General features: G+C 72.0%; 13 protein-coding genes, 1 tRNA gene and 1 pseudogene. 5 read left to right on the forward strand and 10 right to left on the reverse strand.

Annotated elements, in window-relative coordinates; translation table 11 throughout:
* Positions 1–106 precede the first annotated feature (106 nt).
* On the forward strand, positions 107–970 hold the full coding sequence (locus HQM25_RS09385; protein ID WP_172989992.1) for a PAC2 family protein: 864 nt from the start codon (positions 107–109) through the stop codon (positions 968–970).
* Positions 971–986: 16 nt separating this feature from the next.
* On the opposite strand, the gene HQM25_RS09390 is transcribed toward HQM25_RS09385, so the two are convergent.
* Together HQM25_RS09390 and HQM25_RS09395 are read right to left on the reverse strand one after the other, a co-directional pair.
* Positions 987–1,808 (reverse strand): undecaprenyl-diphosphate phosphatase, encoded by an 822-nt coding sequence (locus HQM25_RS09390; protein WP_172989993.1) that lies wholly within the window; start codon positions 1,806–1,808, stop codon positions 987–989.
* A gap of 53 nt (positions 1,809–1,861) precedes the next feature.
* The gene (locus HQM25_RS09395; RefSeq protein ID WP_172989994.1) at positions 1,862–3,175 is read right to left on the reverse strand and encodes a M20/M25/M40 family metallo-hydrolase; all 1,314 of its coding nucleotides are present in this window, start codon (positions 3,173–3,175) and stop codon (positions 1,862–1,864) included.
* Between the two features lie 139 nt (positions 3,176–3,314).
* Between HQM25_RS09395 and HQM25_RS09400 the strand changes: the two genes are divergently transcribed.
* Positions 3,315–3,399, forward strand: a tRNA-Leu gene (locus HQM25_RS09400).
* A gap of 120 nt (positions 3,400–3,519) precedes the next feature.
* Here the strand turns inward: HQM25_RS09400 and HQM25_RS09405 are convergent.
* From HQM25_RS09405 to HQM25_RS09415, 3 genes and pseudogenes are all read right to left on the reverse strand, one after another.
* Positions 3,520–4,676 (reverse strand): annotated as a pseudogene (locus tag HQM25_RS09405) (IS481 family transposase).
* 265 nt (positions 4,677–4,941) lie between these two features.
* Positions 4,942–5,976, reverse strand: coding sequence for a VIT1/CCC1 transporter family protein (locus tag HQM25_RS09410; RefSeq protein ID WP_438803632.1), 1,035 nt, complete (start codon positions 5,974–5,976; stop codon positions 4,942–4,944).
* A 169-nt stretch (positions 5,977–6,145) separates the two neighbouring features.
* Positions 6,146–7,981: a DEAD/DEAH box helicase gene (locus tag HQM25_RS09415; protein WP_172991598.1), complete on the reverse strand. Its 1,836-nt coding sequence runs from the start codon at positions 7,979–7,981 to the stop codon at positions 6,146–6,148.
* 129 nt (positions 7,982–8,110) lie between these two features.
* Here HQM25_RS09415 and HQM25_RS09420 point away from each other — a divergent pair, with 129 nt between their 5' ends.
* The gene (locus HQM25_RS09420; RefSeq protein ID WP_172989995.1) at positions 8,111–8,977 is read left to right on the forward strand and encodes an SGNH/GDSL hydrolase family protein; all 867 of its coding nucleotides are present in this window, start codon (positions 8,111–8,113) and stop codon (positions 8,975–8,977) included.
* A gap of 12 nt (positions 8,978–8,989) precedes the next feature.
* Here the strand turns inward: HQM25_RS09420 and HQM25_RS09425 are convergent, their stop codons facing one another.
* Positions 8,990–9,799 carry a TrmH family RNA methyltransferase gene (locus HQM25_RS09425; RefSeq protein WP_172989996.1) on the reverse strand — a complete coding sequence of 270 codons (810 nt, stop codon included), beginning with the start codon at positions 9,797–9,799 and terminating at the stop codon, positions 8,990–8,992.
* A gap of 100 nt (positions 9,800–9,899) precedes the next feature.
* Between HQM25_RS09425 and HQM25_RS09430 the strand changes: the two genes are divergently transcribed.
* Both HQM25_RS09430 and HQM25_RS09435 read left to right on the forward strand, forming a co-directional pair.
* Positions 9,900–10,751: a Sir2 family NAD-dependent protein deacetylase gene (locus tag HQM25_RS09430; RefSeq protein WP_254359241.1), complete on the forward strand. Its 852-nt coding sequence runs from the start codon at positions 9,900–9,902 to the stop codon at positions 10,749–10,751.
* 58 nt (positions 10,752–10,809) lie between these two features.
* The gene (locus HQM25_RS09435; RefSeq protein ID WP_172989998.1) at positions 10,810–11,412 is read left to right on the forward strand and encodes a histidine phosphatase family protein; all 603 of its coding nucleotides are present in this window, start codon (positions 10,810–10,812) and stop codon (positions 11,410–11,412) included.
* Positions 11,413–11,457: 45 nt separating this feature from the next.
* Here the strand turns inward: HQM25_RS09435 and HQM25_RS09440 are convergent, their stop codons facing one another.
* The 4 genes from HQM25_RS09440 to HQM25_RS09455 are packed head-to-tail and all read right to left on the reverse strand — an operon-like array spanning position 11,458 to position 15,927.
* Positions 11,458–12,264, reverse strand: a complete 807-nt coding sequence (locus HQM25_RS09440; protein WP_172989999.1) for an HpcH/HpaI aldolase/citrate lyase family protein — start codon at positions 12,262–12,264, stop codon at positions 11,458–11,460.
* A complete protein-coding gene (locus HQM25_RS09445; RefSeq protein WP_172990000.1) occupies positions 12,264–12,767 on the reverse strand; it encodes a MaoC family dehydratase in 504 nt (167 codons plus the stop codon). The genes HQM25_RS09440 and HQM25_RS09445 overlap by 1 nt, the downstream gene beginning before the upstream one ends.
* Before the next feature lie 5 nt (positions 12,768–12,772).
* Positions 12,773–13,936 carry an acyl-CoA dehydrogenase family protein gene (locus HQM25_RS09450; protein ID WP_172990001.1) on the reverse strand — a complete coding sequence of 388 codons (1,164 nt, stop codon included), beginning with the start codon at positions 13,934–13,936 and terminating at the stop codon, positions 12,773–12,775.
* Between the two features lie 17 nt (positions 13,937–13,953).
* Complete coding sequence (locus HQM25_RS09455; protein ID WP_172990002.1) at positions 13,954–15,927, reverse strand: acetyl/propionyl/methylcrotonyl-CoA carboxylase subunit alpha; 1,974 nt, start codon at positions 15,925–15,927, stop codon at positions 13,954–13,956.
* Positions 15,928–15,932 lie beyond the last annotated feature (5 nt).

Here is a 15,932-nt window from a genome sequence, read left to right on the forward strand (position 1 = left end):
TACCGAGGAGCGTCCCCGAGCACCGGACTCGCCGTCATCGCGGCCCGGCGCGGGCGGGGGGAGCCTATTCTTGAGGGAACCCCGAGCGGGGCGCGGAGGAGGTCGCGTGAACGGACTGGGACGCCGAGTGCTCATCACCGCGTTCGACGGGTGGAACGACGCCGGTGAAGCGGCCTCGTCCGCCGTCGCGCAGCTGAGGGAGGCCGCGGATTACGAACCGGTCTTCTCGGTGGACCCCGAGCTGTACTTCGACTACCAGTACACGCGACCGCACATCTCGGCCGACGCCGACGGCCGCCGCACGCTGCGCTGGCCGGAGGCCACGCTCTATCGCCCGAAGCGGGCCACCCGCGGCACCCAGCTCTGGCTGCTGACCGGTGTCGAGCCGGCGCGGGCCTGGCAGGCGTTCGCGGGCGAGTTCGTCGACGCCGCGCTCGCGGAGGACATCACCGGCATGGTCGCCCTCGGGTCGATGATGTCGGATGTCCCGCACACGCGTCCGATCTCGATCTTCGCGGGCAGCGACAACGAGCAGCTCCGCGTCAGCCAGGGCCTCGAGCGCAGCACCTACGAGGGCCCCGTCGGCATTCTCAGCGCGCTCGGCCATGCCGCCGAGGCGGCCGGAATCCCGACCGCCGCGCTGTGGGCGAGCGTGCCCCATTACGTGGCGGGTCACACGCCGTCGCCGAAGGCGACGCTCGCCCTCCTCGACCGGCTCGAGGACCTCACCGGTGCGCGCATCGACCGCGGCGACCTCGCGACCGCGGCCGCCGCGTGGGAGGCATCCATCGATGCCGCCGCGGCAGACGACGAGGAGATGACCGAGTACATCCGTCAGCTCGAGCGCACCCGCGACACGTGGGACTCGCCCGAGGCGTCGGGCGACGCGATCGCGCAGGAGTTCGAGCGGTATCTGCGGCGCGGCGGCGAAGGTCACGGCAAGCCCGGTCGCGACGATCCCCGCCGCTGACCGGGCCCGTCGGGCCTCAGGCCGAGATCACGCCCATGCTCAGCAGCACCAGCAGGAGTGAGCCGAGCGCGACGCGGTAGACCACGAACGGCAGGAAGCTGCGCTTGGAGATCCAGTTCATGAAGAACGCGATCACACCGAGGGCCACGATGAACGCCACGACCGTGGCGAGGGCCGTCTCGCCGAGGGTGAACACGCCGGGCTGATCCCAGCTCTTGAACAGCTGGTAGAAGCCGCTGCCGAACACGGCCGGGATCGCCAGGAGGAATGCATAGCGGGCGGCGGCGGCGCGCTCGTACCCCATGAACAGACCCGCCGTGATGGTGCCGCCCGAGCGGGACACCCCGGGAATCAGCGCGAGCGCCTGGGCGAAGCCGTAGATCACGCCGTGGCCGACGGTGATGTCCTGGAGCCTGCGGCGCTTGGCCCCCACGTGGTCGGCGATTCCCAGGAGCACACCGAAGAAGATCAGCATCCCGGCCACCAGCCACAGGGAGCGGAACGTCGTCTCGATCTGGTCCTGGAACAGGAGCCCGAGCACGACGATCGGGATGCTGCCGATGATGATGAGCCAGCCCATCTTCGCGTCGGGGTCGTTGCGCGGGATGCGCCCGGCGATCGATCGGAACCAGTTGCCGATGATGCGCACGATGTCGCGCCAGAAGAAGACGACGACGGCCGCCTCGGTGCCGATCTGCGTGATCGCGGTGAATGCGGCACCCGGATCCTCGGCGGAGGGCAGGAACTCGCCGAGGATGCGCAGGTGGGCGCTGGAGGAGACCGGCAGGAACTCGGTGAGTCCCTGGACCAGCCCGAGGATGATCGCCTCGAACAGCATGGATGCCTTTCGGAACGGCGGTGACGACGCGGATCGCGCCGCACCGGGGGTCGTCAGTACGTGCGCAGGAGGTCGGCGAGGACCGTGTGTCCGAAGACCAGCGCGTCGATCGGCACCCGCTCGTCGACCCCGTGGAACATGCCGGTGAAGTCGAGGTCGTCGGGGAGCCGCAGGGGTGCGAAGCCGTAGCCGGTGATGCCCAGGCCCGCGAGGGCCTTGTTGTCGGTGCCACCGCCCATCAGGTACGGGATGACGGGCACGCCGGGATCGTGTCGACCCAGCACTGCCACCATCTCCTCGACGAGATCGCCCGCGAAGGGGACCTCGAGCCCGATGTCGGCGTGCACGACCTCGACCGCGATGTCGGGTCCCACGATGTCCTGGATGTCGGCCAGAGCCGCCTGCTCGGTTCCCGGCAGCACGCGCACGTCGACGAGCGCCTCGGCACGATCCGGGATCACGTTGTGCTTGTAGCCGGCCGTCAACCCCGTCGGGTTGGTGGTCGTGCGCAGGGTCGACCGGAGGAACCCGGATGCCGCGCCCGCGCCGGCGGCCACCGCGTCCGGATCGGCGGGGTCGAGACCGGTGAGCGCGGCAAGGCCGTCGACGGTGCGGCGGGTGGTGTCGGTGAGACGGATCGGCCAGGCGGTGCGCCCCAGGCGCGCGACGGCTTCGGCCAGCGCGGTGACGGCGTTGTCGGGGTGGAAGCTGGAGCCGTGCGCCGCACGGCCGTGGGCGACGAGGCGGATCCACAGCAGGGCCTTCTCCCCCACCTGCAAGAGGTAGGCGCGGCGGCCCGCCGCCGCGATCGAGTAGCCGCCGACTTCGCTGATCGCCTCGGTCGCGCCCGCGAACCAGTGCGGCCGGTCCTGGACCACGAGCGCGGAGCCTTCGACGCCGCCGTTCTCCTCATCGGCGAAGAAGGTGAGGATGAGGTCTCGCTCGGGCTGGTCCCCCGCACGGAGGATGTCGGCGACGGAGGTGAGGATCATGGCATCCATGTCCTTCATGTCGACCGCGCCACGGCCCCACAGCATCCCGTCCTGCACCACGCCGGCGAAGGGGTCGACCGACCAGTCCTCGGCGATCGCGGGCACGACGTCGAGGTGACCGTGCAGCACCAGGGCGGGCTTCTCGCGATCGCGGCCGGGCACCCGCGCCGAGACGTTCGTGCGGCGCGGGATCGGCTCGTAGAACTCCGGCTTCAGCCCGAGTGCCTCGAGGTAGGCGCCCACGTACTCCGCAGCCTCGCGCTCCCCGGCGGCGCGACCGCCGCCGTGGTTCGTGGTGTCGAACCGGATGAGGTCTCGCGCGACGGCGGCCACCTCGGGCAGAGGGGCGTCGGATGCAGCGGGGGCCTCGGGCATGCGCACCAATGTATCGCGGCCGCACCACAGGCCCGTGCACACCCCGACGCGCCCGGGATGCGCGTGGGCCCGCCCCGATTCGTGCGTCTGTCGGGAACGTGGTAATGTCGTTCCTCGGTTGCGAAACCGAAAACCACCTGCGCGGGTGGCGGAATAGGTAGACGCGCTAGCTTGAGGTGCTAGTGCCCGTATAGGGCGTGGGGGTTCAAGTCCCCCCTCGCGCACAGAATGTCCTGAGTCGCGACATCGTTTACACGATGTTGCGACTCAGGGCTTTTTTGTTGGGTTCGTGGTGTTGACGGTGACGGCGTGCTGGTGAGTCGGGTCATCGTTGACGGGCGTTCTCATTGCTTTCGGGGCTGGTAGTTCCGGGTCGGGTCGATGGTGTGTTCGGCGATGATCTCGCCGGTGTTCATGTCGCTGACGGAGACTTCGCGGTCTTTGATGAGCATGAGCACGGGTGTGCCGGCGTGGGCTTTCCCGACGCCGAGGTGGCGGAGTGTGCCGGCGTATCGGACGGTGAGCTTTCCGTGCTGGTCGACTTTGTCGGTGCGGGTCCGCCACTCGGAGGTGGGCTTGCCGTTCGGGGTTGCTTTCGGGAGGGCCTGTAGGCCTGCTCCGGGGTGCGGCGGTTGAGAGAGCGGTGTGGGCGGGCGGTGTTGTACCAGGTGCGGAACTCGTCCAGCAGGGTCTGCAGATGCTCGATGGTGTCGGGTAGCGGGCGGGCGGCGAGCCAGCGTTTCAGGGTCTGGTGGAAGCGTTCGATCTTCCCCTGGGTCTGCGGGTGTCCGGGGCGGCCGTTCTTCTGGGTGATGTGGTGCGCGGCGATCAGTTTCTCGAACCCGCCGCGGGCGCCTTTGTGGCGGGCGAGGCGGGTGGTGAATACCAGTCCGTTATCGGTCAGTGTTGACGCGGGCGGGCCGTATCGGCTGATCAGGTCGGTCATCGCGGTGACGACCATCGGGCCGGTGAACGCGGCTGCGGCGTGGATGGTGAGGAGGTAGCGGGCATGGTCGTCGAGGAAGTCGAGGATCTCGACCCGGATACCGGTGGACAGGTGCCAGTGGGTGATGTCGGCCTGCCAGCACTCGTTGGGCAGATCTGCTTCGAACCGGATGTATGAGGAGCGGGGGCGTTTCTCGGGTGCGGGGGTGATGAGGCCCGCGGTGTGCAGGATGCGGCGGATCGTCGCGGTTGACGGCCCGTGGTGGCCCTCTTGTTCGAGGTGCCATGCGATCGTCGCCGGTCCCGCGTCCGCGCCCGATCTGACCAGCTCGTGTCGCAGCTCGATGACGCGGGTGACCACCGCGTCGGGTGTCGCGCCGGGGCGGGTCTTCGGCGCCCGCGACCGGGGTGTGACACCGTCGGGGCCGTCCGCGTCGTAGCGGCGGACGAGGACGTGCACCCATTGCCGGGTGACTCCGTATCGGGCGGCGGCTTCCGCGTGCGTCAGGCCCTGGTCGCGGACAGCACGGACGATGACAAGATTCTTCGGCTTCACCACCGCATCGTCCCGACGCCGGGGCGTCAACGATGACGCGACTCACCCGTCAACGATCACGACGTCGGTGGTGTCAACGATGTCCCGACTCACGTGTCAACGATCACGAGCCCGATCCACGCGAACAGGCGTCAACGATGTCCTGAAACCAGACACCCCCTCGCGCACAGAAGGAAAAGGGCCCCGAAAGGGGCCCTTTTCCCGTTTCCGGCCTCTGTTCTCCGCGGGCGAGCGGCCGACGTCGCCGGATCCAGCGAGCAGGACGTCAGGCCACGCTGACGCCGAACGCGAGGCCGAGGCCGTACGTCACGGCCGCGGCGCCGAATCCGATCGCGAGCTGGCGCAGGGCGCGCGCGAGCGGCGGCGCACCGCTGAGCAGCCCCACCGTCGCACCCGTCGCCAGCAGCGCGATGCCGACGAGCACGAGTGCGAGCACGACGGCGACCAGTCCGCTCAGGCCGAAGATCCACGGCAGCACCGGGATGATCGCGCCGGACGCGAAGAAGAGGAAGCTGGAGACGGCCGCGCCGAGGGCGCCGCCCACCACCTCATGGGCGTCGCCGTTCTCGTCGGGGAGCCGGTAGGGCTGCGAGCGATCGGCGGAGTGCGCGTCGGCGAGCACCGCCCGCGCACGCTCCAGCGCATCTGGCGTGCTCATCCCCCGCGTGCGGTACACCAGCGCGAGCTCGTTCGCGTCGAGGTCGAGGTCGGGCAGCACGTGGTCGGCGTCGTTGTTGGGTTCGGTGGCGGCGAGCAGCTCCCGCTGCGACCGCACCGAGACGAACTCCCCCGCCCCCATCGACAGCGCCCCCGCCAGGAGTCCCGCGATGCCGCTGAAGAGCACGAACTGCGGGGCGACACCGGTCGCGCCGATGCCCATCACGAGGGCGAGGTTGGAGACCAGTCCGTCGTTGGCGCCGAACACCGCGGCGCGGAAGGTTCCCGACAGCCGCCGCCGCCCCCGGGCGGCGAGCCCGCGCACGACCTCGTGGTGGATGCGCTCATCGGCCGCCATCGCGGGGGTCGCGTACGGCTCGCTGTCGTAGGGAGAGCGCGCCTCGGCGTTCTGTGCCAGTGCGAGCACGAAGATCGATCCGAAACGCTGGGCCATCGACCCGAGCAGCTGCGTGCGGGCGTCGGGGCGCGGCAGTCGAGCGGGCTCACCGCCGAGCAGACCCAGCCAGTGCGCCTCGTGGCGCCCCTCGGCATCGGCGAGGGCCAGGAGGATGTCCCGCTCCTCGCCGGCGCGCCGTGCGGCGAGCCGGCGGTACACGCGCGCCTCGGCACGCTCGTTCACCAGATACTGCGCCCAGCGACGACGATCGCGGGCGGTCGGCGGCGGAAGCGATGCGGACAGGGGGTCCTCCTGACGGCGACGGTGGTCACCACCGTAGCGATCCCGCACGGCGCCGGAGCGCACGTCGGCGGATTGCCAGCGTTTCGGGTTTCCGAGAAGCGCCTCGCCCGATTCAGGAGTGCACGCGTCGGCGCAGCAGGTCGATGCGGGCCTGCAGCTGTGTGACGGTCGCGTGCGAGACCGCCGGGCCCCCGCACACCCGCCGGAGCTCGGCGTGCACCATGCCGTGCGGTTCGCCCGACTGACGCGCGTAGAGGCCGACCAGGCTGTTCAGCAGCTGCCGCTGCTCGGCGAGGGTGCGGTGCAGCGCCTGAGGTGGGGCGTCGGCCGTGGACGCCTCGGCCCCCGACTCCCGCGCCTCCCGCACGCGCCGGTGGCGTCCCTGGCGCGCCTGGCGCTGCATGAGCAGCTCGTGCACGTGCTCGGGCTCGAGGAGGCCCGGAAGGCCCAGGAACTCCTCCTCCTCGGGGGTGCCCGGCACCGCCAGCTGCCCGAACTCCTTGCCGTCGAACATCACCCGGTCGAAGTGGGCCACCGAGCCGAGGGCCTGATAGGTGAACTCCTCGGTGAGGGCGTCGGATGCCTTGTCCTCGCGCTCGGCGGCATCCATGAGGTCTTCTTCGGCGTTCCACTCGTCATCGCCGTCGCTGTCGCGATCGAGGGCGTGGTCGCGCTGACGCTCCATCTCCCCCGCCAGCGAGGTCAGCTGCGGCACCTGGGGCAGGAACACGCTCGCCGTCTCGCCGCGCCGCCGGGCGCGCACGAAGCGCCCGATCGCCTGCGCGAAGAACAGCGGGGTCGATGCGCTCGTGGCGTAGACGCCGACCGCGAGCCGGGGGACGTCCACGCCCTCCGACACCATGCGCACGGCGACCATCCACCGGCTCGCGCCGGTGGAGAACTCCTCGATGCGCGACGACGCCTCGGCTTCGTCGGAGAGGACCACGGTGGGCCTCTCGCCGCTGATCGACTCCAGGATCGCCGCGTACGCCCGGGCGGCGGTCTGATCGGTCGCGATGACCAGTCCTCCGGCATCCGGGATCTGCTCGCGCACCTCGCTCAGGCGGCGGTCCGCCGAGCGCAGCACCGCCGGGATCCACTCCCCCTCCGGGTCGAGCGCGGTGCGCCACGCCTGCGCGGTGATGTCCTTCGTGTTGTCCTGGCCGAGCTGCGCCTCCATCTCGTCGCCGGTCTTGGTGCGCCAGCGCATCTGGCCCGCGTACACGAGGAAGATCACGGGCCGTACGACGCCGTCCTCGAGCGCCCGCCGGTATCCGTAGGCGTAGTCGGTGCGCGAGAGGCGGATGCCCTTCTCATCGGGGTGGTACTCGACGAACGGGATCGGGGCGGTGTCGCTGCGGAACGGCGTGCCCGACAGCAGCAGCCGGCGTGTGGCGCGACCGTACGCGTCGCGCAGCGCGTCGCCCCAGCTGAGGGCGTCGCCGCCGTGGTGCACCTCGTCGAGGATCACCAGGGTGCGGGCATCCATCGTCAGCCGCTGGTGCACGGACGACTTCACCGCGACCTGCGCGTAGGTGACCGCGACCCCGTGATACTGCCGCGAGGGGGCGGCGTGACGGTTGCTGAAGCGCGGATCCAGGCGGATCGACACGCGGGCGGCGGCATCGGCCCACTGCGTCTTCAGATGCTCGGTGGGTGCGACCACGACGATGCGGTCGACGATGCGTCGGCGCAGCAGCTCACTGGCCAGTCGCAGGGCGAAGGTCGTCTTCCCGGCGCCGGGCGTCGCGGCTGCCAGGAAGTCGCGCGGACCGCCCCCCGGTCCGTCGGGCCCGTCCATCGCGAAGTACTGGTCGAGCGCCTCGGCCTGCCACGCCCGCAGACGCTGGGCGGTCCCCCACGGCGCGCGCTGCGGGTACGACGGCGACAGGTGCTCAGCGGCGAAGCTGCCGATGTGCGCCTCTTCCGTCGGCGGCGCGTCGTGCATCGGCATCCCTCCCCTGGATCGCGACAGCGAGTCTCCACGATAGGCGACGCCGGCGACATCGCCGCGCCGGGGACCGCGTGCCGTTCCCGCGCGGATAGTCTGATCCGAGGTCACGAACCGAGGTACACGATGCACCCGAACGACAACCGCACCCCGTACATCCCGAACGCGCAGCCGCACCCGTGGCGGCGCTACGTCGCGGTCGGCGACTCCTTCACCGAGGGGATCGGCGACCCCGAGCCGTCATCGCCGGGCGGGCACCGCGGGTGGGCGGACCGCGTCGCCGAGGTGCTCTCGGCGTCCGTCGACGACTTCGCCTACGCCAATCTCGCGATCCGCGGCCGGCTCATCGGTCAGATCGTGGCGGAGCAGCTCGAGCCCGCGCTGGCTCTCAAGCCCGACCTCGTGACCTTCTCGGCGGGCGGCAACGACGTCATCCGACCCGGGTCCGACCCCGACGCGGTGGCGGAGCAGTTCGAGGACGCCGTGGTGCGCCTCGGGGGCGACGGCGCGACGGTGGTGGTCTTCACCGGCATCGACACGAACTTCACGCCGGTGTTCCGCGGCATCCGCGGCAAGGTCGCGATCTACAACGAGAACATCCGCGCGATCGCCGACAAGTACGACTGCATCGTCGCCGACCAGTGGGCGCTCAAGGAGATCCAGGACATGCGGTTCTTCGACGACGACCGCCTGCACCTGAACCGGCTGGGCCACCACGAGGTCGCCCGCATGGTGCTGCGCGCGCTCAACGTGCCCAACGACCTGCTCCCGATGCAGCCCGACCCGGTGCCGACGCGCACGTGGCGCGCGGCGCGCGGCTCCGACCTGGTGTGGGCGCGTGAGTTCCTGATGCCCTGGGTGCTGCGGCGGCTGCGCCACCAGTCCTCCGGCGACGACATCACCGCCAAGCGCCCGGCCGCGCTGCCCTACACGACCGCTGCGGCCGAGCCGCTGCCGAGGGATGCCGCGCCCGACGCCCCCGCCGGGGACTAGCCTGCGCTGCGCCTAGCGTCCCGGTCGCAGGGCCCACAGGGCCACCGCGCTGGCGGCGGCCACGTTGAGCGAGTCGACCCCGCCGGCCATCGGGATCGTCACCACCGTGTCGGCGGCCCGCAGCGCCGCCCGGCTGAGCCCGTCGCCCTCCGAGCCGAAGGCCAGCGCGACGCGATCGTGCCGGGCGTCGGCGAAGGCGTCGAGCGACACCGCGTCGTCCGCGAGGGCGAGCGCGGCCAGGGTGAACCCCGCGCGGTGCAGGATGCCGCCCGCGACGTCCCACTCGGGCAGCCGCGTCCACGGCACCTGGAAGACGGTGCCCATGCTCACCCGCACGCTGCGGCGGTACAGCGGATCCGCACAGCGCGGGGTCACCAGCACCGCGTCGGCGCCGAGGCCCGCCGCCGCCCGGAAGATCGCGCCGACGTTGGTGTGGTCGACGATGTCCTCGAGCACGACGACCAGTCGCGCGCCCGCGACGACGTCCTCCACAGCCGGGAGCGCCGGCCGGTGCATCGCGGCGAGCATGCCCCGATGCACGGCGTAGCCGGTCACCCCTTCGGCGACCTCGGCCGGGACCACGTACACCGGCACCTCGGGCACCCCGGCGAGCAGCCGCTCGGCATCGGGGAGCCACCGCTCCTGGGCCAGCACCGAGCGCGGGCGGTGCCCCGCGCGCAGCGCCCTTTCGAGCACTTTGGCGCTCTCGGCCATGTAGAGCCCGCCCTCGGGCTCGATCACGCGCCGCAGGGCGACATCGGTGAGATCCCGGTAGTCCCGCAGCCGCTCATCGGCGGCGTCGGCGATCGGCACGATCGACATGTGCACCTCCACCGCCCACTCTCTCAGGTCGGGCGCGGGACGCGCCCGTAACATCCGCGTAAAGCCCGCCCCGTACACTCGCCGACAGAGGAGGTGCCGCGTGACGATCACGACCGAGCTCGCGCCCGAGACCGCCGACGGCATCGCCCGCGCGGTGGACGTTCTCGCCGGCCGCCGCATCGCCGTGCTCACCGGCGCCGGCATCTCCACCGACTCCGGCATCCCCGACTACCGCGGTCAGGGCGCGCCCGTGCGCACGCCGATGACCGTGGACCAGTTCCTCGGGACCGATGCCGCCCGCCGCCGGTACTGGGTGGGCAGCCACCTGGGCTGGCGCTCGTTCGCCGGGGCGGCGCCCAACGCGGGCCATCGGGCCCTGGCCGACCTCGAGTCCCGCGGCATCGCGCGCGGCGTGGTCACCCAGAACGTCGACGGACTGCATGTGCGCGCCGGCAGCCGGCGGGTCGTGGAGCTGCACGGCACCATGCGGCGCGTCTTCTGCACCCAGTGCGGCCAGGTGTTCGACCGCCGCGATCTCGCGGTGCGCGTCGAGGCCGACAACCCCTGGATCGCCGTGCCCGACGCGGTGGCGCTCGGACCCGACGGCGACGTGCTGCCCGAGAGCACCGACGGCTTCGTCGTGCCGACGTGCAGCGTCTGCAGCGGCGTCCTCAAGCCCGACGTCGTGTTCTTCGGCGAGTTCATCCCGGCCGAGAAGTTCCGTGAGGCGGAGCAGCTGGTCCACACCAGCGACGCGCTCGTGATCGCCGGCTCGTCGCTGGTCGTCAACTCCGGCATCCGGCTGCTCGAGCGCGCGCGCCGTCGGCGCCTGCCGGTGGTGATCGTCAATCGGGGCGCGACGCGCGCCGACGCCCGCGCGACCGTGAAGATCGACGCCGGCACCAGCGAGGTGCTGGGCGCGATCGCGGCTCAGCTCCCGGCGGTCGGGTGACCGCCGTCCACCGGCCGTTCAGCCTTCTCCCCCCGGGCGCCGCGTAGGCTGGTCGACCGTGACCGTCCTCACCCTCATCCGCCACGGCGAGACCGACTGGAACCGCGACCGACGAATCCAGGGGTCGACGGACATCCCCCTCAACGACACCGGACGCGCGCAGGCGCGCGCTGCCGCGGCGGCGCTTCGGGACACCCTGGATCTGACGCAGCCGGTGTCGGTGGTCGCCAGCGATCTGTCGCGCGCGGCGGAGACGGCCGCGATCATCGCCCACGAGCTGGGCCTCGACGCGCCCGCGCTCACCCCGGCACTGCGCGAGCGCTCCTACGGCGTGGCCGAGGGCATGGATATCGCGCAGTTCCGCGCGGAATACGGCGAGACCTGGGCGCGCGCGGTGCCGGGCGCAGAGACGCTGCCGGACCTTCGCGCCCGTGGGCTGGCGGCCCTCGAGCGCGCGGTCGCCGACGTGCGCCGGCAGACGGCGCCTGCGGCCGCGTCGCTGATCGTCGTCGCTCACGGCGGGCTGATCCGCGAGCTCATCGCACACGCCTCGGGCGGCGCGCTTCCGCTCGCAGGTGAGCGCCTGCAGAACGGCTCCGCCCACACGATGCTCTACGAGCGCGAGCGTCTGCGCCTGCTCTCCTACGCCGGCGTCGCCTGATTCAGCCCCCGGCGTCGCCTGATTCAGCCCCCGGGTTCACCTGATTCAGCCCCCGGCGCGACGCAGCAGCGCGCGCGCGTGCCGCAGCACGGGCTCGTCGACCATGCGCCCCTCGTGGGCGAAGACCCCCCGCTCGGCCTGTGCCGCCGCGAGCACCCCGCGCGCCCAGGCGACCGAGGTCTCGTCGGGGCGATACGCGCCGCGGATGACGGCGACTTGACTCGGGTGGATGCAGGCGGTCGCGGCGAATCCCGAGGCCGCCGCGTCGGCGGCCTCGGCCGCGAGGCCCGCGGAGTCGCCGATGTCGAGGTGCACTGCGTCGATCGCGGCCTTGCCGCGCGCCGCGGCGGCCAGCAGCACGCGGGAGCGCGCGTAGCGCGCGACGTCGCGGTACCGCCCGTTCGCGGCACGGCTGGAGGTGCCGCCGATACTGGCGACCAGGTCTTCGGCACCCCACATGAGCGCCGACACGTTCTCGAGCGCCGCAATGCGATCGGCCTGGGCGATGCCCTTGGCCGTCTCGCACAGTGCGACGAGTTCGAACCGGGCATCGACGCGGGCGAGGCGCTTCGGCGACTGGGCCTTCGCGATCATGATGCGGCGGTAGTCGGTCTGCGACAGCGTCGACAGGTCGGAGACGAACTCCTCTGACTCGGGAGGGTTGACGCGCACGATGACGCGTGCAGGATCGAGCTCCGAGTCGATGATTGCGCCCCGCGCGGCCGTCTTGTCGGCGGCGGCGACGGCGTCCTCGAGGTCGAGGATCACCGCGTCCGCACGATCGAGCGCCTTCGCGAAGCGCTCCGGACGGTCTGCCGGGCAGAACAGGAGGGCGGGTCCGAGATCGAACATCACGCGGATCCCTCGGGTGCGGCATCCCGGCACCACATCAGGGCCACGCGGGTGGCGACGGCGACGACGACGTCGTCCTGGTTGCGGCCCGTGTGGCGGAGGGTCGCGATGCCCTGCCCCGGCCGCGACGCCGACAGTCTCATGTCCACGATCTCCGTCTCGACGTACAGGGTGTCGCCGTGGAACAGCGGCGCCGGGAACGACACATCGCTCAGACCGAGCTGGGCGACGAGCGTGCCCTGCGTGAGCTGGGTCACCGAGGCGCCGACCATCGTGGACAGCGTCCACATCGAGTTCATGAGGCGTCGGCCGAACGGCTGCGTCGCCGAGTACGCCGCGTCGAGGTGCAGCGCCTGCGTGTTCATGGTGACCGAGGAGAACAGCACGTTGTCGGCCTCGGTGGCGGTGCGGCCCGGGCGGTGGAGATACCGCTGACCGACCTCGAGCTCGTCGAAGTAGCGTCCGCGCTGGACGATTCCGCCGGCCGCGTCGGTGTCGGGCATGTCCTTCACGCTACCCCCAGCGCGCGGGCGATCACGAGCAGCTGCACTTCGCTCGTCCCCTCGCCGATCTCGAGGATCTTCGAGTCGCGATAGTGCCGCGCGACGGGGTACTCGTTCATGAAGCCGTTGCCGCCGAACACCTGCGTGGCATCGCGCGCGTTGTCCATCGCGGCATCGCTCGCGGTGAGCTTGGCCAGGGCAGCCTCGGTCTTGAAGGGCTTGCCCGCGTCGCGCAGCCGCGCCGCGTGATGCCAGGCGAGCCGGGCGACGTGCACGCGCTGGTGCATGCGGGCCAGGAGGAACTGGATGCTCTGGCGGGTCGCGAGCGCCTCGCCGAACACCGTGCGCGAGCGCGCGTAGTCGACGGCTGCCTCCAGGCACCCCTCGGCGGCGCCGGTCGACAGCGCGGCGATCGCGATGCGCCCCTCATCGAGGATGTGGAGGAAGTTCGCGAATCCCCGGCCGCGCGCGCCGAGCAGGTTCGCCTCGGGCACGCGGGCGTCGCGGAAGGTGAGCGGGTGGGTGTCGGAGGCGTGCCAGCCGACCTTGTCGTAGGGCGGCTCGACCGTGAACCCGGGGGTCCCGGTGGGCACGATGATGGTCGAGATCTGCTTGCCGCGCTCGTCTTCGCCCGTGACGGCCGTGACGGTCACGAAGCGGGTGATGTCGGTACCCGAGTTCGTGATGAACTGCTTGGAGCCGTTCACGACCCACTCGCCCGCGTCGAGCCGTGCCGTGGTGCGGGTGGCGCCCGCGTCGGAGCCCGCTTCGGGCTCGGTCAGGCCGAAGCCGGCCAGAGCGCGACCGGCGAGCAGGTCGGGCAGCAGCTCCCGCTTCTGCTCCTCGGTGCCGAACCGGAACACGGGCATCGCGCCCAGGCTCACGCCGGCCTCGAGGGTGATGGCGATCGACTGGTCGACGCGTCCGAGCGCCTCGATCGCCAGGCACAGCGCGAAGTAGTCGCCGCCCTGTCCCCCGTACTCCTCCGGGAAGGGCAGGCCGAACAGGCCCATCTCCCCCATCTGGGCGACCACGTCCATCGGGAGGGTCTTGGTGCGATCGGCCTCGTAGGCGACCGGTGCGACGACGTCGTCGGCGAAGGCGCGTACCAGGCCGGCCAGCTCGCGCTCCTCGTCGGTGAGGTCGTAGGTGTCGTAACGGGTGTCCATTGTGCGATCCCTCGGGGTCAGGAGGCGGGGGTGGATGCCGGGGCGGCGGGGTCTGCGGAGGGCGGTGCGACGTGGGCGAGCACCTGGTCGCGGCGCACCTGGGCGCCGACCGGGGTGTCGAGGCGCACGATCCCGTCGTGAGGGGCCACCACGGGGTGCTCCATCTTCATCGCCTCGATGGTGAGGATGCGGTCGCCGGCGCTCACGGCGTCGCCGTCGCCGACGTGCACCGCGACGACCGCTCCGGGCATGGGGGCGCGCAGGTCCGGATCGGCGGCGGCCTCCACCCGCGCGCGCGCCGCGAGGCGCGCCGCCGTCGCCGCGCTACGGGTGAGGGGCCGGAGCCGTCGCGCGGTCCCGCCGTCGTGCACCCACACCGTGCCGTCGCCGCCGGTCGCGCTCTCGTGGGCGGCGTCGCCGCCGGGCCGGTCCGGGGCGGGCACGACGTCGTGCACGACGCCGGTCACGGCATCCTGCAGGTGCACGCGCGCGGGCACCGGCTCGGCGCCCAGACGCCAGCCCGATCCCGACGACCACAGCGCGCCGACCCGCGTCGCACCCGACATCGCCGGCCTCGCCGCGCATGCGGCCGCCGCCAGCGCACCGGGTGAGGGAGCGGGGGCCGCGTAGGGCGGCAGCCGGTCGATGAGGCCCGTGTCGAGCTCGCCACGGCGCACCCGGTCGTCGGCCAGGAGCGCGCGGAGGAATCCGATGTTCGTCTCGAGCCCGAGCAGCACGGTGTGCGCGAGCGCGTCGTCGAGCCCGGCGAGCGCCTCCGCGCGGTCGGAGCCCGACGCGATGACCTTGGCGATCATCGGGTCGTAGTCGGCGGTGACGACGCTGCCGGTCTCGACGGCGCCGTCGGTGCGGGCGCTGCGCGGTGCCCGCCACCTCAGCACCTCTCCCGTGTCGGGGAGGAAGCCGCGCGCGGGATCTTCCGCGTAGACGCGGGCCTCGACGGCGTGGCCGCGGAGCACGATGTCGTCCTGCACCAGCGCGAGGGGCTCGCCCGCCGCGATCCACAGCTGCTGCTCGACGAGGTCGACGCCGGTCACGATCTCGGTGACGGGGTGCTCCACCTGCAGGCGGGTGTTCATCTCGATGAAGAAGAACTCCTCGGGGCGGTCGCCGGCGACGAGGAACTCGACGGTTCCCGCACCCCGGTAGGCGACCGACGCGGCGGCGGCGCACGCGGCGGCCCCCAGTCGGGCGCGCGTCGTGGCGTCGATCACTGGCGACGGGGCCTCCTCGATGACCTTCTGGTGACGCCGCTGCAGGGTGCACTCGCGCTCACCGAGGTGGATGACCGCGCCGGCCGCGTCGGCGAGCACCTGCACCTCGATATGGCGCGGGCGCTCGATGAGGCGCTCCAGCAGCAGGGTGTCGTCGCCGAACGAAGCCGCCGCCACCCGGCGGGCGGTCGCCAGTGCCTCGGGCAGCTCCGCGTCCGATCGCACGATCTGCATGCCCTTGCCTCCGCCGCCTGCGGAGGGCTTGACCAGCAGCGGGAAGCCCGTCGCCGCCGCGTGCGCGGCGATCTCGTCGTCGGTCATCCCGACGGCGCTGAACCCGGGGACGGTGGGCACGCCGTGCGCGGCCACGTGCTCCTTGGCCCGGATCTTGTCGCCCATCACCTCGAGCGCGCGCTCTCCGGGGCCGATGAACGTGATCCCCGCCTCCTCGCACGCCCGGGCGAACGCCGCGTTCTCGGAGAGGAACCCGTAACCCGGATGCACCGCCTGGGCTCCGCTCGCCTGCGCGGCGGAGACGACGGCCGCGATGTCGAGGTAGGAGGCGGCCGCCGCGGCAGGGCCGATCCGCACCGAGGCATCGGCCTCCCGCACGTGGGGGGCGTCGGCATCGGCGTCGCTGTAGACGGCGACGGAGCGGATGCCCAGCTTCCGGAGCGTGCGGATGACCCGGCGGGCGATCTCACCGCGGTTGGCGACCAGGACCGTGTCGAACGGGCGGGACGGAGAGGGCGAAGTCATGGGGC

The organism is Microbacterium hominis, assembly GCF_013282805.1.
Classification (GTDB): Bacteria; Actinomycetota; Actinomycetes; order Actinomycetales; family Microbacteriaceae; genus Microbacterium; species Microbacterium hominis_B.

Excerpts from the sequence above, each read along its gene's own strand:
- HQM25_RS09445 (WP_172990000.1), bottom strand. The coding sequence starts at position 12,767 with ATGCCCGACACCGACGCGGCCGGCGGAATCGTCCAGCGCGGACGCTAC.
- HQM25_RS09425 (WP_172989996.1), bottom strand. The coding sequence starts at position 9,799 with ATGTCGATCGTGCCGATCGCCGACGCCGCCGATGAGCGGCTGCGGGAC.
- HQM25_RS09390 (WP_172989993.1), bottom strand. The coding sequence starts at position 1,808 with ATGCTGTTCGAGGCGATCATCCTCGGGCTGGTCCAGGGACTCACCGAG.
- HQM25_RS09450 (WP_172990001.1), bottom strand. The coding sequence starts at position 13,936 with ATGGACACCCGTTACGACACCTACGACCTCACCGACGAGGAGCGCGAG.
- HQM25_RS09395 (WP_172989994.1), bottom strand. The coding sequence starts at position 3,175 with ATGCCCGAGGCCCCCGCTGCATCCGACGCCCCTCTGCCCGAGGTGGCC.
- HQM25_RS09420 (WP_172989995.1), top strand. The coding sequence starts at position 8,111 with ATGCACCCGAACGACAACCGCACCCCGTACATCCCGAACGCGCAGCCG.
- HQM25_RS09455 (WP_172990002.1), bottom strand. The coding sequence starts at position 15,927 with ATGACTTCGCCCTCTCCGTCCCGCCCGTTCGACACGGTCCTGGTCGCC.
- HQM25_RS09440 (WP_172989999.1), bottom strand. The coding sequence starts at position 12,264 with ATGTTCGATCTCGGACCCGCCCTCCTGTTCTGCCCGGCAGACCGTCCG.
- HQM25_RS09415 (WP_172991598.1), bottom strand. The coding sequence starts at position 7,981 with ATGCACGACGCGCCGCCGACGGAAGAGGCGCACATCGGCAGCTTCGCC.